Annotated in this window: 12 protein-coding genes; 1 reads left to right on the forward strand and 11 read right to left on the reverse strand. The window is 49.0% G+C overall.

Annotation, left to right across the window (positions count from 1 at the left end):
• Positions 1-5: 5 nt before the first annotated feature.
• The 9 genes from ABD980_RS05095 to ABD980_RS05135 are packed head-to-tail and all read right to left on the reverse strand — an operon-like array spanning position 6 to position 13,510.
• Positions 6-1,658, reverse strand: coding sequence for an AMP-binding protein (locus ABD980_RS05095; RefSeq protein ID WP_345370072.1), 1,653 nt, complete (start codon positions 1,656-1,658; stop codon positions 6-8).
• A gap of 30 nt (positions 1,659-1,688) precedes the next feature.
• A complete protein-coding gene (locus ABD980_RS05100; RefSeq protein ID WP_345370074.1) occupies positions 1,689-2,216 on the reverse strand; it encodes a DUF4442 domain-containing protein in 528 nt (175 codons plus the stop codon).
• A 3-nt stretch (positions 2,217-2,219) separates the two neighbouring features.
• Positions 2,220-3,422 carry an acetyl-CoA C-acyltransferase gene (locus ABD980_RS05105; RefSeq protein ID WP_300646635.1) on the reverse strand — a complete coding sequence of 401 codons (1,203 nt, stop codon included), beginning with the start codon at positions 3,420-3,422 and terminating at the stop codon, positions 2,220-2,222.
• Positions 3,423-3,433: 11 nt separating this feature from the next.
• Complete coding sequence (locus tag ABD980_RS05110) at positions 3,434-5,833, reverse strand: 3-hydroxyacyl-CoA dehydrogenase/enoyl-CoA hydratase family protein (RefSeq protein WP_345370077.1); 2,400 nt, start codon at positions 5,831-5,833, stop codon at positions 3,434-3,436.
• A gap of 31 nt (positions 5,834-5,864) precedes the next feature.
• A complete protein-coding gene (locus ABD980_RS05115) occupies positions 5,865-7,124 on the reverse strand; it encodes an OmpP1/FadL family transporter (protein WP_377536211.1) in 1,260 nt (419 codons plus the stop codon).
• Between the two features lie 59 nt (positions 7,125-7,183).
• Positions 7,184-9,109, reverse strand: coding sequence for a 3-hydroxyacyl-CoA dehydrogenase NAD-binding domain-containing protein (locus ABD980_RS05120; RefSeq protein ID WP_417629216.1), 1,926 nt, complete (start codon positions 9,107-9,109; stop codon positions 7,184-7,186).
• Positions 9,109-10,419, reverse strand: a complete 1,311-nt coding sequence (locus tag ABD980_RS05125; RefSeq protein ID WP_345370081.1) for an acetyl-CoA C-acetyltransferase — start codon at positions 10,417-10,419, stop codon at positions 9,109-9,111. Before ABD980_RS05125 ends, ABD980_RS05120 begins: the two co-directional genes overlap by 1 nt.
• Positions 10,416-12,797, reverse strand: coding sequence for an acyl-CoA dehydrogenase (locus tag ABD980_RS05130; protein WP_345370083.1), 2,382 nt, complete (start codon positions 12,795-12,797; stop codon positions 10,416-10,418). The genes ABD980_RS05125 and ABD980_RS05130 overlap by 4 nt, the downstream gene beginning before the upstream one ends.
• A 26-nt stretch (positions 12,798-12,823) precedes the next feature.
• The gene (locus ABD980_RS05135) at positions 12,824-13,510 is read right to left on the reverse strand and encodes a TetR/AcrR family transcriptional regulator (RefSeq protein WP_345370085.1); all 687 of its coding nucleotides are present in this window, start codon (positions 13,508-13,510) and stop codon (positions 12,824-12,826) included.
• A gap of 168 nt (positions 13,511-13,678) precedes the next feature.
• Between ABD980_RS05135 and ABD980_RS05140 the strand changes: the two genes are divergently transcribed.
• Positions 13,679-14,653 (forward strand): NAD(P)H-dependent flavin oxidoreductase, encoded by a 975-nt coding sequence (locus ABD980_RS05140; RefSeq protein ID WP_345370087.1) that lies wholly within the window; start codon positions 13,679-13,681, stop codon positions 14,651-14,653.
• A gap of 39 nt (positions 14,654-14,692) precedes the next feature.
• On the opposite strand, the gene ABD980_RS05145 is transcribed toward ABD980_RS05140, so the two are convergent.
• A complete protein-coding gene (locus ABD980_RS05145) occupies positions 14,693-15,313 on the reverse strand; it encodes a pseudouridine synthase (protein WP_345370089.1) in 621 nt (206 codons plus the stop codon).
• A gap of 90 nt (positions 15,314-15,403) precedes the next feature.
• Positions 15,404-16,216, reverse strand: coding sequence for an IclR family transcriptional regulator (locus tag ABD980_RS05150; protein WP_345370091.1), 813 nt, complete (start codon positions 16,214-16,216; stop codon positions 15,404-15,406).
• Positions 16,217-16,350 lie beyond the last annotated feature (134 nt).

The following is a 16,350-nucleotide window of genomic DNA, read 5'->3' on the forward strand; positions in this document are numbered from 1 at the left end:
TATTTTTATCGCAGGGCTTTGCGTAGGATCTTCCCCACATTGGATTTAGGCAGCTCATCCCTAAACTCCACATAATGCGGAATTTTATAGCCGGTCAAATGTTGACGACAATACTTAATCAACTCTCGCTCCGTCAAATTTGGATCCTTACGTTGTACAAATAATTTAACCGCCTCACCCGTACGCTCATCGGGAACCCCTACTGCTGCCACCTCTTGCACCCCTGGATGCATCGCGACGACCTCTTCGATTTCATTGGGGTAGACATTAAAGCCCGATACTAAAATAATGTCTTTTTTTCGATCTACCAAGAATACAAAACCATTTGCATCGATATAACCAATATCCCCTGTTCGTAAAAAACCATCAGCATAAAAAACCTGTGCCGTCTCCTCTGGCTTTTGCCAGTAGCCAGAAGTCACCTGAGGACCACGCACGCAAATCTCACCCACTTCACCCACGCCCATATCTTGTCCTGAATCATCACGAATAACGAGTTCAGTCGAAGGTAATGGCAAGCCAATAGATCCCTCTACATGCCGACCATCAAAAGGATTGATCGTTACTGCAGGAGAGGTTTCGGTTAAACCATAAGCTTGAACCAGTGGTAGCCCTGTTACTTTTTCCCAGCGCTCAGACACCGCTTTCTGCACAGCCATCCCGCCACCTAAAACCAAACGCAATGATGAAAAATTCACTTTAGCAAAATCAGGATGGTTAAGTAATGCGTTAAATAACGTGTTCACCCCCGTGAAACCCGTCATTTTTTCTTTATTCATGGTCTTAATGAGTGCTGGGATATCTCGCGCATCAGGAATTAAGACATTACGTGCGCCCAGCTTAATAAAAAGCATGCAGTTCGCCGTTAAAGCAAAAATATGATAGAGCGGCAATGCCGTAATCACACACTCCTTACCATCGCGTACCACCGCTCGCACCCAAACATAAGCTTGCATTAAGTTAGCCAGCATATTGCCATGAGAAAGCATTGCGCTTTTGGGCACCCCTGTGGTTCCCCCTGTATACTGCAAAAAAGCCAAATCTTCTTGCTGAATATTGACTGGCTGATACGACTGGCGTGAGCCAAGGCGTAAAGCCTGCTTTAAACGCACGTGCCCGGGCAGCTCCCATTTAGGTACGGCTTTTTTTACACGACGTAATACAAAGTTCGTTAACCCACCCTTTACTGCTCCTAATAAATCCCCAACCCCTGTAACAACTACGCTTTGTAAATAAGGACGATGCTTAACCTTTTCTAGTACATGAGCAAAGTTCTCAGCCACAACAATAGCTTTAGCCCGAGAGTCATTAAGCTGGTATTCCAGCTCTCGCGGTTTATACAATGGATTGCAATTCACCATCACACAACCCGCTTTTAATACACCAAACATACAAACCATATATTGCAAAATGTTTGGCATCATCAGTAGCACAGCATCGCCTTTTTTAAACCCTTGCAGACGCAACCAATTTGCAAAATAACTACTCTGGCGATTCAGCTCGGCATAACTCATCTCACGCCCTAAAGACACATAAGCAGTTTGCTTGGCAAAACGCTCGCAACTTTGCTCTAGCACGTCTACCAATGAGGTATAACCGGAGGTACTAATTGTTTCTGGAACATCTTCTGGGTAGCTTTTCAGCCAAATTTTCTCCATATCCTCTCTCTCCTTACTCTTGAACTCTGCTTAACCTTCTTGCTTACGCTCGCTCTGGGCTTTCTTTTTTTGACTATAGTGCCGACGATGCGCAATATATAACGTCCTTTCTACAATGGCATAAACCTCTCCGGCCTGATCTTCAAGAGATATAACAAAATCATGAGTGACTTCTTGGTGTTCTTCTAAAGCGCTTTGTATACGATCCTTGTCTTCAGCCGTAACACGACACCATGTATATAACGTGCAATAGGCTGGTCGTCGGAAGCGGATCGAAGCCTGCTTATCCCATACAATCACATCCTCGCCTAAACTCACCATCAATAACAAAGGATGCGGTCCATCAGTGACACCAAATAACGATCCACCAAATATAGACCCCAATGCATTACGTGTCCGCCAATGCAAGGGGAGACGTATTTTCATGGCGGACAGGTCTGGAGTGACTTCGATCACCTTGCCTCCCATGCTGCGAAAGCCTGGATGCAAGTTGAAGCCAGCTCTCAGTACCCGTGCTCGCCACTTAGGTGGTATGCGATAAATCCACCGTAGCTTCATACGTTAGAGCGCCTCAAATATCCCAGCCGCGCCCATACCCGTACCGATACACATAGTCACCATGCCGTACTTGGCTCCGGTACGGCGCAACCCATGCACCAATGTAGCCGTACGAATCGCCCCGGTTGCTCCTAAGGGGTGACCAAGAGCGATCGCTCCGCCTAATGGATTCACCTTTTCTGGATTTAAATCCAACTGGCGCATCACAGCTAAAGCCTGAGCTGCAAAAGCCTCATTTAACTCAATCCAATCCATCTGATCGAGTGTCAAACCAGCTTGTTTTAAAACCTTAGGGATGGCTTCTACTGGACCAATCCCCATCACCTCTGGCGGAACCCCAGCAACCTCATAGCCTACAAAGCGGGCCAACGGTTGTAAATTTAGCTGCTTGAGGATTTTTTCTGAAACCAGCACCACAGCAGCAGCACCATCAGAAACCTGAGAGCTGTTTCCGGCTGTCACAGAACCTCTAGCCGAGAAGACAGGACGCAAACGTGCTAACCCCTCTAAACTACTATCAGGTCGCGGCCCCTCGTCTACACGCACAACATGTTGACGCTCGATGACCTCACCATTGTCTTGGCCAGAGGGCACATAAGAGGTTGTTTCGTAAGGAGTGATCTCCGCATCAAACAACCCAGCCTTTTGGGCAGCAATAGCCCGCTCGTGGGATTGCAATGCAAATGCGTCTTGATCCTCACGCGAAATATGCCAACGCTCAGCGACTTTCTCGGCAGTTAGGCCCATGCCATATCCCATGCCAATTAGATCAGGGTTTTCAAAAATTCGAGGGTTAATGGCGATTTTATTACCCATCATTTGGGGCATCACGCTCATGGACTCTGTACCCGCCGCGATCATCACGTCCGCCTCACCGAGTCGGATTTTCGCGGCCGCATCAGCAACCGCCTGTAGCCCCGAAGCGCAAAAACGGTTCACCGTCACGCCTGGTACCTGAGCAGGTAAACCTGCAAGCAATACCCCCATCCGTGCTACGTTCATCCCCTGTTCGGCCTCGGGCATAGCGCACCCAACAATAACATCACCAATCAGCGCAGGATCCAACTCGGGTACTTGAGCTAATGCTGCCTGTAGGGCACCAACAAGTAAATCATCAGGACGAGTTTTTCCAAATACGCCCCCACGCTTACCCACAGGCAGCCGAGTGGCTGCAACAATATACGCCTCTTGTTTTTGACTGCTCATAATCCTTCCTTTTAATTACGTAGTGGTTTGCCTGTGGTCAACATATGACGGATGCGCGCTAGTGTTTCTGGTGTACGTAACAACTGCACAAATTCGCGCCGCTCCACGGCTAATAGCCATTGTTCGTCAACCTCTGTGCCACTATCAATATCTCCTCCACATAAAGCAACCGCTGCAGCATGGGCAACGCGATAATCATGCTCGCTAATCATGCCGCCCTCTAACATATTGGTTAGCTGCAAATCAAAGTTAGCAATGCCATTTCTACCGGCAACGGGAATACGACTAGGTACAGCTGGCGGCTGATGCCCCATATCGGCTAAGGCACGAGCTTGTTTAAGCGCTGTCCATAACAATTCGTCCGCATGGAACACAACCTTGTCATGCTTTTGTGCAAAGCCCACTTGCTGAGCTTCGAGCGCACTTTTTGCCACTTGAGCCATGGCAATTTGTCGGAAAGGCTTAACCAAATAGGGGAACACTTCAGCAGGTGTTTCAGTGGTACGCGCTAATTCTGCGGCACGTACAGCAAAAGCCTTGCTACCACCCCCAGCTGGAATAAGCCCTACACCAACCTCGACAAGCCCCATATAGCTTTCTAGTGCTAACACACGCGAGTGTGCATGCATCGCAAACTCACAACCACCACCTAGCGCTAGACCTTGAACCGCAGCCACTGTTGGCACACGTGCATAACGCAAAGCCAAAGCCGTTTGCTGGAATTTAGCTACCTCGGCTTCCAACACATCAAAAGCTTGAGCTTCCACCGCATCGGCTACCTGCTGTAGATTTGCTCCCACCGCAAAAGGAGCCTCATGCCAGATAACAAGCCCTTCGTAAGACTGCTCTGCTATGGCTACGGCTTCTAAGATACCAGTTAGCACCTCATTGCCAATGGTATGCATTTTGGACTGAATCGATAAAATGGCGATGCCCGCATCCACCGTGGGTAAGCGCCATAAGCGTACCCCCTCGTTTTGCCATATGGTCTCTTGCTCAAGCACTTGATCTGAGCGCGCCTCTCCGTACAAGCGCTCACCGAATAATTGACGCTGATACACAGGCAAGGCAGAGCGAGCCTCAATCTGCTTCGTACGTGCCGAAAACGACCCATCGGACTGATGTACTCCCTCGCGCCCTGACTCTAGCACCCAATCAGGTAGCTTCGCGTCACTCATCGTGAGACCCGCCTGAATGTCCTCTTGAATCGCTTTAGCTACGGTTTGCCAGCCTGCTTGCTGCCACTGCTCAAAAGGACCTTGAGACCAGCCAAATCCCCAGCGCATCGCTAAATCCACATCACGAGCATTTTGTGCAATGTCGCCTAAATGCACAGCACTGTAGTGGAATGTATCGCGCAGTACCGCCCACAAAAACTGGGCTTGCGGATGTGAGCTTTGACGCAATCCCAATAAGCGAGCAGCAGGATCTTTTTGTTTTAAGATCTGTACTAGTTCGTCTGCGGCTTGACCTGCTCGTGCGCGGTAGCTGGCCGTTTCAGGATCCAAAACTTGGATGTCCTTACCCTGCTTACGATAAACCCCTGCCCGCGTTTTCTGCCCTAATGCCCCTTGCTCAATTAGCACCTGTAACCAAGCTGGAGCCTTAAAGTAAGCATGCCAAGGGTCCTCCGTTGCGTTCTCTTGCAAGGTACGAATTACATGAGCTAATGTGTCTAAGCCCACCACGTCAGCGGTGCGATACGTAGCACTTTTAGGACGACCAATAAGTGGCCCGGTAATCGCATCCACCTCATCAAAGCCTAAGCCTAAACGCTGCGTATGATGCATTGCCGCCAACATGGAAAACACACCAATACGGTTCGCAATAAAGTTAGGCGTATCTAAGGCTCGAATCACACCTTTACCTAAGGTGGTGGTTAACCATGTTTCAAGCTTATCTAATACCTCGCTTGAGGTATACGAAGTGGCGATCAACTCAACCAACTTCATATACCGAGGAGGGTTAAAGAAATGCACTCCACAAAAACGTGAGCGTAATGCCTCGGGCAAAGACTCCGCCAAGGCTTGGATGGATAGCCCTGACGTATTGGAAACAAAAATACTCTCTGCTCCTAGTGCTGGCGCTATTTTTTTGTACAGATCTTGCTTCCAATCCATACGCTCAGCAATCGCCTCGATCACTACCTCACACTCTTTTAAGCGATCTAGATGCTGGTCATAGTTAGCAGGCTCAATGGAAGTGAGTACCTCTTTACTGGCTAGAGGTGCCGGTTCAGCTTTTTGTAAACGCTTGATTGCATTAACACTAACTCCATTCGGATCTCCCGTCTGCGCAGCAAGATCATAGAGCAGCACAGAAATTCCCGCATTGGCCAAGTGTGCTGCGATTTGGGCGCCCATTACTCCGGCTCCCAAAACCGCTACACGCGTAATATTAAAAGTACTCAATGCTCTCTCCTTCCCTCAAAATGGGTAACGACTAAAACGAAGCGGATACTTGCATACCAATTACATGCCCTTTGCTTTTGTATTCGCCAGAGACTAAGCCTCGGCCTGGCTCAAGGTTATGAATTGGTGTTTTTTTCAGGTACAAATAGGTGTAGCCAACATCAAAGCTCATGTTTTTGTGTTGATATTGCACACCTGTGGAATACCAGCGACGATTGTTATCAGGCAAAGAGGTAGGACGCTTTTCTGCGCTACGAATCGGTGCCTGGTCAGTGGCTACACCGACTTTCCAAGTCCAGTCCTCATTGATTTTGTATTTCGCACCTAAAGCAAAACGCCAGGTGTCTCTGAACTGTAGATCGAGGGCATTGCTAGGCAGCCCTTGGTTTTCAATCGTGAGCTCAGGAATACTGCTCCATCCGGTCCAAGACACATCGCCTAATAAAGTCCAGCGCGGGTTTAGCTGATGTGAAACACTTAAAATTGCTGTATCTGGGAGCTTGACCGTAGCACGCGCGTCCGCCGCCACCATATGCTGGCCTTGGACTGCAATATTGGTATCGCCTTTACCTGTATGTTTGATACGTGAACGGTAAGACAAACCAATGCGTGTCGATTCTACTGGTTGGAAAACCACACCCACATTCCACCCCCACGCATCGCCATTGACATCAACTTTGGCATCGCCCTCTATGGGGAAAGGTAACAAGGGATGTACTACCGGCACAGCCAACTTATATTTGGCATCAATGCGCTGCCAGTTCACTCCCGCTCCAATGGACCATTGGTCATTCACCCGATAAGCAATAGTCGGGTTGATATTGATAGTTTTAATTTCGAACTCACGGGAATGAAAACGTCCTACCCAATCGTCTTCATACTCTGTTTTTAAACCAAACGGCACGCCTACGCCCAGCCCAACATACCAGCGTGGATTCAACTGCCATGTTGCGGCCAAGTTAGGCACAACCCCCCAACCTCCTGCATCGCCACCTGAAGTGCCTTTCGTGTTAAATGGTGTCACACTTTGCCCGTTATCCGTGAACTTAAAGGAAGGGCGAATAGCTGTCACCCCACCCGTTACATGGATACCAGGTAAATACGTCATCGCAGCAGGGTTAAAATGCAAAACACTTGCATTTTCAGTATCTACGCCTGATCCAGCATAAGCATTTCCCAGCCCACTGGCGTTTTGTTCTAATAACTGAAAACCTGCTCCTAATGCGGTATTGGCATAAACGGCACTCAATACCAATGGCAATACCATCACACTGTGTTTTTTGATTTTCATCATTGTCTCCTTATTTCCTTTGGTTTTAGGCCTAGGAATAGGCCTATTTCACTACTTCACTACTGCACTCCTCGTTGATACAACGGCCCGCCCGTAAACGGTGCGTAGCCAGTTCCGAAAATCATCCCAGCATCGACCAAGTCCGCATCTTTCACTACTTGTTGGTCAAGCTGTTGCTTAGCGCTTGAGGCCAATAAATCTGCCAGCTCTTGCGCAAGCTTATTGGCAACCGGCTCTGCTTTTGGTTTAATCGCCTTGCCGGCTTTCCATTGATAAAAGCCCTGACCGGTTTTACGGCCCAATTGGTTTTTTTCTATTTTTTCCTGTAGGCAAACTGGGGCTAAAGCATCAGTAACTAATTGTTTTCCCACCGCTAAAGCCACATCCAAGCCCACCATATCTACCAGCTCAATCGGCCCAACCGGCATGCCATAAGCTTCCATCGCAGCATCAATCGCTTCAGGCTTATACCCCTCGTCCACCAGGCGCATCGCGGCCAACATATAAGGGGTTAAAGCCGCATTAACTAAAAACCCAGGTACGCTTTTTACAACCAAAGGCAGCTTTCCTATCTGTCCCACAAAGCCGCGGGCTTGATCCACAACCTGCTGATGCGCTGGACTCGATACATTCTGATGTACCACCTCTACTAAAGGCATCAATGCCACAGGGTTAAAAAAATGGATACCCACCAAACGCTCTGGTTGTTTTAGATCCCGGCTCAGATCCTCTAACGCCAAGCTAGAAGTGTTCGTAGCCAATACAGCATCAGGGCGCATCACCTGCTCTAAATACGCATAAAGCCCACGTTTCGCATCGATATTTTCACTAATGGCCTCGAGTACCAGTTGCGCCTGTGCTGCACCGTGCCCATGGGGGTCAGGAATCAATCGATCTAATGCCGCTTGAATAGCACGTGGCTCTTTGAGGCGCCTTTTAAATAACGTGGCGGCACGCTGCATAACGGCTTCGATCGCTGCTTGATTTTGATCCTGCAGGCTTACCTTTACGCCTTGTAAGGCACACCATGCCGCAATATCACCACCCATTACTCCCGCCCCGATCACATGCACTTGCTGCAAGGGCTGGTATTGTTCTGGCCGACCTTCGTTTTTTAGACGTTCCTGAAGGTGATACACACGCAATAAGTTTTTTGCCGTCTCCGAGCTTAAGATCTGATTCAAAAGCTTAGGGTTCTTTAGCGCATTCCCCTCGTGGTGCTGCCATAACTGCAAAATAGCGCGAGGGGCTAAATAATGTTGATGTGGGTCTTTCTGCTGTAACTGCTGCGTGACCTTTTTAGCCACTAATGAGCGCAATGGCTTCATATTTAGCCATTTTTTCCAGCCTTTTATTTGGCGGGGCTTACGACCCGAAACCACCCACTCACGGGCAACTTGCTCGCTAACCCTTAAGGGAACAATAGCATCAATTAACCCCATTTTTAGGGCACGTTTACTATTGATACGACGCCCTGTCAGCATCATATCTAGACCATCAATCGCTCCGACTTGGCGCGGCAAACGTAAAATCCCACCCCAACCTGGAAATATCCCCAACATGACCTCGGGTAAGCCCAAGCGAGTCTCGCTACTTTCAACAACCAAACGATAACGACAAGCTAAGGCGAGCTCTAAACCCCCCCCCAAACAATGACCATTAATGAGGGCTAAGGTAGGGTAAGGCACACGCTCTAGGCGCTCGAATAAATACCAACCACGGCTGACCATTTCTTTAGCAGCCTCTGGTGTGGTTAATTCAGAAAACTCATTAATATCTGCCCCTACAATAAAACCCGTTTTTTTTGCGGAGCTAATCACTAAGGCTTTAGGTGGATGCTTTTCTAATAAATTTAGTATCTGTGCTAGCTCGGCCATCACTTCGGCCGAAAGCGCATTCACGGCAGTCTCTTTTTTATCCAGATAGAGCCATGCCACTTCAGTCTCATCAAAGCGTAAAAACCAGTGCTTGCTGCTATGACTCATCATGGCGTTATCTCCTGATCCGTGTCATATAGGGCCTCGACAAGCATAGCGCCCCCTTGGCCGCCACCAATACAAATAGTAGCCACACCGCGCTGTAAACCACGCTGCCGCAAGGCTTGTAATAAGTGCAAAACAATACGGGCTCCCGATGCGCCTACTGGATGTCCTAAAGCAATTGCCCCCCCATCTACATTAAGACGCTGCTCATCCAGTTTCCCCATGGCAGAAATACCAAAATGCTTTTGGCAGTACTGCTCATCGTTCCAAGCCGCCAAGCAGGCTAATACCTGTGCCGCAAAAGCCTCGTTGATTTCCCACAGATCGATGTCTTCTAAGCCCAAACGCTGTCGTTGCAACAAAGGCGTTGAAGCGTGTACAGGACCTAGCCCCATCACAGAGGGATCTAAGCCAGCCCATTCGCTATCTACAATTTTCCCTAAAGGTGTTAGTTGCCAACGCTGCACTGCTTCTTCTGAGGCCAAAAGCAAGACCGCTGCCCCATCTGTCACCTGCGAACTATTCCCAGCGGTAATTGAACCACCTGGACGATCAAAAACGGGTTTTAATCGTGCCAAGCGCTCTAGACTGGAATCTGCTCGAACCCCGTCATCCTCGGTGTAGTATTGACCTGACTTATCAACTAAAGGCGCCATTTCAGCAGAAAAAGCCCCACGCTGTCTTGCCTCTACGGCACGTAAATGACTACGTACAGAATAACTATCTAACTGCTCTCGGGTTAATCCAAATTCATAAACCAGGTTTTCTGCTGTTTGCCCCATCGACAAGCCCACAACAGGGTCCGTTAAGCCTTTTAATAAGCCAATCACCGGCTTTAAATAAGCAGGTTTAAACTGTTTAATTAAGCCAAGACGTTGCGTCAGCGTTTTGGCTCCCATCCAACGTGAAAACCATAAGGTCATCGCATCAGAAAACAGCAAGGGCGCGTGCGACAGCGCATCGGTTCCACCCGCAAGAACCAAATCCGCTTTGCCTCGCTGGATATTAGCGAGTGCCGAATCCAATGCCTGCATGCCTGATGCACAGTTTCTCATCACTGTCCAAGCTGGGACTTGATTTCCACACCCTAAGCGCAGGGCGATCACCCGACCAATGTTGACCTCGTCGGGTGAGGGGGCAGCGCACCCGATAATGACCTCATCCAAATCGCTGGGAGCAAAAGGCTGGCGTAAAAGTAGTTCCCGCCCTGCCTGCACGGCTAAGTCAGCGGCACTAAATGGCCCTGGGGCCCCTTTTACTTTAAGAAAAGGGGTTCGGGTACCATCAACCACGTACACCGTTTTTAAGCTCATGCCGGCACTCCCTCTTTGGGCGGCAACACCGTAGCAGTTGTGGTGGTTGAAGGTGCTTTTTCCTCTTTAGCAAAAATCTCAAAGGGGAAGTCATCAACACGCACTACGATATCGCGTAAACGATCATATTGTTTTAGGGTTTGATATTCCTCGGGGCTTAATGCGCCCACCTGGTTAGCCGCCTCGGTCATATCACGTACATTCGCCAAGGGGTTGGCTTGCAAATGACCACTTTTTACCAATTGACGTAGCTTACGCTGTAATGGCTCGGCTTTTAATGTGGCCTGTAGCGCGAGCTCAATGGCACCCACGGGTTCATTTTCAGTGCGTGGAATGTAGCAACTGCTGGTCAAACGATCTCGTGCAGCACTGGGCTCTAAGAGCAGCTGTGCGACTTGCAAACCCAAACGATCCGAGGGCTGACGGAAAGGCTTGCCCCATAAGAAAATCCAACGTTTAACAAGCGCAGCCACAAAGCGATTAGGGAAGTTTTCTAACACGCCCTCAAGCGCTGTTTGTGCTTTAAATAACGCATCCTGTACAGCCCAGTGAACAAGAGGCAAGTCTTCTTTTTGACGACCTTCGTCTTCGTAGCGTTTTAAAACGGCGCTGGCTAAATACATTTGTGACAGCACATCACCCAAACGAGCCGAAATGCTTTCTCTGCGCTTCAAGCTGCCACCCAACACAAACATAGACACATCGGCCAACATGGCAAACGCACTGGATACCCGCCCAAGAAGCTGGTAATAACGTGCCGTATCGCTATCGGCTTGCTGCGGTTTACGCGCAAAGCGCGCTGCGGTCAGACTATGCCCAGCTGTACGGAACACGTTTCCAAAAACAAAGCGCACATGCCCCCAAAACGCCTGATCAAAATCATGAAGCGCTTTTTTCTGATTTTTTTCTAAGACGGCTTGCATCTCGGCCAGCACAAATGGGTGGCAACGTGTAGCCCCCTGCCCGAAAATAATCAGACAACGGGTAAGAATATTGGCTCCCTCAACGGTGATACCGACAGGAATTTGCTGATAAGCGCGACCGAGAAAGTTAGAGGGCCCTAAACAAATCCCTTTGCCCCCTACAACGTCCATGCCGTCATTTACCACCTGACGCGCACGCTCTGTAATGTGGTATTTCACGATACCAGAAGCAACCGCTGGTTTTTCGCCTAAATCCACGGCGCCTGCGGTCATTGTCCGAGCCGCTTCGGCCACATACGTGTTCCCGCCAATACGAGCTAAGGCTTCGGCCACCCCTTCGAATTGACCAATCGATACCCCAAACTGGTTGCGGATTCGTGAGTAACCCCCCACAGCACGCGAGGTTAACGCCGTCATACCTGCATTGGATGCTGGTAAAGAAATCGAGCGCCCTACTGCTAGACACTCCATGAGCATACGCCAGCCTTTACCCACCATTTTTTGACCACCAATGATGTATTCCATAGGAATGAATACATCTTTACCACGCGTAGGACCGTTCATAAAGACGGCATTTAAAGGGAAGTGACGACGGCCAATATCTACGCCAGGGTGATCCGCTGGGACCAAAGCACATGTAATACCAATGTCTTTTTCATCCCCGATAAGGCCATCGGGGTCATAGAGACGAAAAGCAAGCCCCACCACGGTACATACAGGAGCCAAAGTAATATAACGTTTGTCCCAGGTTACACGCATACCCAGGACTTCTTTGCCCTGCCATTGCCCTTTACAAACAATGCCATAGTCTGGAATTGCCGCCGCATCAGAACCGGCCCAGGGGCTAGTCAAAGCAAAAGCGGGGATATCTTTACCGCTAGCAAGCCGTGGCAAGTAATGATCTTTTTGCTCCTGGGTGCCATAGTGCATCAACAGCTCTGCTGGCCCTAAAGAGTTCGGTACCATCACCGTAACGGCTAGCGCAGAAGAACGTGTGGAAAGCCGCGTCACAACCTGTGAGTGCGCATAAGCAGAAAACCCTAAACCCCCATAAGATTTAGGAATAATCATGCCAAAAAAGCCTTCTTTTTTGAGGTATTCCCAGACCTCGGTTGGCAAATCGCCATCATGGTGCGAAGCACGCCAGTCATCAACCATCGCACATGCGGTTTCCACCTGATTATCTAAGAAAGCTTGCTCCTCGGCGCTAAGACGGGGTTTAGGATAGGAAAGCAAACGATCCCAATCAGGGCGCCCACGGAATAATTCCCCTTCCCACCAGACCGTGCCCGATTCCAGCGCGTCTCGCTCCGTATCGGACATGGCTGGCAGTATCTTTTTAAAAGTATTTAGAATCGGTTGGCTTAACAGCGGCCGACGAATACTTGGTATCCCTACCAAAGCGCCCCCTACTGCTGCTACCCCTAATGCGGTCCATCCTATGACATCTATCATGTTGCCCTACCCCTCTTTAAAAATAACTAGAGCGGAGCCCGAAGCCCGCCTAATAAAAAAGCCATTAATCTAGGCAATAAACGCTCTGCGGCTTGCGTAGGATCCTCTGCCGCGCTTTGCTCCAGCCCTAATACCTCTCGCAATGCATGCGTGCCACTTAAAGCAAACGCTGTTGCGCCCAACATAAACTGAAAACGCCATACGATTTCTTCGTGCGGTACATGAGGTAACGCCTTGAATAGCGCTTGCTTATAGCGTTCTAAGACCTCAGCACATTCCTCTGCAAATAAAGTGCGCGTAAACTGTGCTGGATCCATCATGGAACGCTCTAATAATGACCACGCGGCATCATTGCCCTCGTTAGCAATACGAATTAATGTGCCAAAAAACGCATCCACAATTGCTGAAGCTTTTATCGGCTCACCGGTTTGTTTAGCCTGCTGCTCCAGCGCTTCTAAACGTAACAATCTTTCCTGATTTAAGATTTCGAGACGACGTTTAAATACTGCTTCTATCAAGCCCTCCTTGTTGCCAAAGTGATAATTCACTGCTGCCAAGTTCGCTTGGGCACGCGTGGTGATCTGGCGCAATGAAGTGGCATCGTGCCCTTGCTGCGTGAATAAATATTCCGCCGCATCCAATAACGCCTCGCGTGTTGCTAACGCGTCCTGACGCATGGAATCATCATTTTTCTTTACAACTTCTTTAAGCATGAATACTCAACAACCACAAAAAATAAATCAAACGTTTGTTTGAATTATGGTAAAAAAGAAAAAGCGCGCCAATACAGAAAAACCCCTACTTCTGTTTTTTGACGTGCTCATGACAGAATCAATTCTATCGTTGTTTCGTGTTAACGTGAAATAATTAAAGGACACATTATGCGAGAGCAAACCACGCTACCTTCAGTTCTACAAGGCTTGCGGCTCCCAGTTATTGCCGCCCCCATGTTTACCGTTAGCTATCCAGAGCTCGTCATCGCCCAATGCCAAGCGGGTATTGCAGGTGCTTTTCCTGCACTAAACGCTCGCCGCCCTGAGCTGCTTGACCAATGGCTAACCCAGATTAAACAGACACTAAGCGAGTATCAGTCACAACACCCCGATAAGCCTGTAGGCCCCATAGCGGTTAACCAAATTATTCATCACTCAAATCAACGCTTAGAAGAAGATGTAGAAATCTGCCTACGCCATGAGGTGCCCATTTTTATTACTTCATTGCGCGCCCCAATGCCTGAAATGATTCAAGCCGTACATGCCTATGGGGGGATTGTGCTGCACGATGTGATCAATTTACGTCATGCATTAAAAGCGATTGAGGCCGGTGTGGATGGGCTAATTTTAGTTGCAGCAGGAGCAGGCGGACATGCTGGAACCCTATCGCCTTTTGCTCTGATCAAAGAGATTCGGGCTCATTACGATGGCCCTATTGCTTTAGCCGGCGCCATCTCTACCGGAGAAGCCGTTCTCGCTGCGCAAATACTGGGTGCAGATTTGGCTTACATGGGCACGCGTTTTATTGCCAGCACCGAAGCACAAGCCAGCGCTGACTATAAACAAAGCATTCTCCAAGCAGGCGCCTCTGATATTATCTATACCGACAAAATCTCTGGGGTCCACGGTAATTATCTTCGCCAAAGCTTAGAGCGTGCGGGGCTGGATCTTGAGAACTTAAACCAAGGCCCAAAAGGAAAAATAGAATACAGCAAAGAGCAAGGGGCCAAAGCGTGGAAAGATATTTGGGGTGCAGGACAAGGCGTGGCGGCGATTCATCATATTTTGCCTACTGCCGAGATTGTTAACCAACTCGAAGCGGAATACCGTGCAGCCCTTGATGCGGTACGCCGCTTCGCCTGATTTTCAGCCCGCCTCAGCCAGCAGCTGGGGCAAAATACGCTATCGACGAGCATGAATAGGCACCTCGCGCCACTGCCCCGGCAGTAAGTCACCCAGCTCCCACGGCCCAACCTGCACGCGAACCAAGCGTAACGTTGGCAACCCCACAGCTGCCGTCATTCGCCGCACCTGGCGGTTTTTACCCTCGGTAATCGTTAAGCGCAGCCAAGCAGTGGGAATATGTGCTCGAAAGCGTATCGGCGGATCCCTTTCCCATAAATCCGGCTCGGGTATGAGCTCTACCTGAGCCGGCTGGGTTAATCCATCTTTTAGCATGACCCCTTGGCGTAATTGTTGTAACTGATGCGCTTGTGGCATGCCCTCGACCTGAGCCCAATAAGTTTTAGGCATTTTGTATTTAGGTTCAGCAATACGAGCTTGTAAACGCCCGTCATTCGTAAGCAGCAATAAGCCCTCGCTATTGCGATCTAAGCGACCTGCGGCATACACATCAGGCACGGGAATATAGTCCTTTAGGGTGGCTCGCCCTTGCTCATCCGTAAACTGCGTCAAAACATCGTAAGGCTTATTAAATAATAATAAACGGGGCGTGGATGGCGGGCTCACAGCTTTTTCGGAGCGAGTGAATGAAGCGCGAGCTTGATGATGGCGTAATGTCATCCTAATCCTGTGAAAAGAGTTATTTCTGTATTAAAGCTTAGATAACCACTTTATCGATGATTTTATCCGTAGTCTTCAACGCCCCCGCTCTTAGTCTGCATAGCGTTCTGCTTCGATTTGCATTAAGGCTTGGGCCGCACGCTGCAAAGCCGGTAATGCGGCCAGCGCTTTATCAGGCGTCATCCGCATAATAGGCGCCTGAGTCGCCACCGCCATATTCGAACGACTCCCATTCGCTCTTGGCACCAATACAGCTACACAAAATAAGCCAGGCAAAAATTCCTCGTTATCAAATGCATAGCCCTGCTCTTTGACTTTTTCCAGCTCAACCTCGAGCTCCTCTAAAGAGCGAATCGTGTTTTTTGTATAAACATCAAAAGGCACATTGCTTAATAAGCGTCGACGCTGCGCGGGGGGTAATTGAGCTAATAGCACTTTGCCACTTGCTGAACAATGCACCGGCACACGCGAGCCTGGACGCAAATAAAAGCGTAGGGGAGCATCGGTTTCCACTCGATCCAAATATAAGACCTCGTTACCCGACAGCGCCGTTAGGTTGCAGCTTTCGCCAAGCTCATTTCCCAGTGCCCGTAATACCGCATGGCGTGCACCATATTTTGTGTCATTTAACAACAAATCCTCTGCTAAACGCCGTAAACGACCGCCGACACAATAATGACGGCCGTCAGTATCACGAATCAGCATATTTGCAGACTCAAGCTGCTGCAACATGCGATGCACCGTTGGCTTAGGCAAGTCTGTGCTATCGACTAAATCCTGTAAGGAAAACTGCTTGTCCTGGCTAGCGATTAGCTCCAATAAGCTAAATAAACGCAAAGCCGGCGTATCACCTGCGATTTTTACTGTTTCAACTGACTCGATATTTGTTTTTCTTTCACGCATTCACGCCACCAAACCCCATTATTTAAAACACATGATACCAAAAAATAGAACTAAGCATTGACTATCTAACTTTCATATAGAAGACCTCATATGGGGAAAACCCCCAGAGAAAAACAGGCGCCTACGCTTGCTAT

This window comes from Paenalcaligenes hermetiae (assembly GCF_039543645.1).
Lineage (GTDB): Bacteria > Pseudomonadota > Gammaproteobacteria > Burkholderiales > Burkholderiaceae_B > Paenalcaligenes > Paenalcaligenes hermetiae.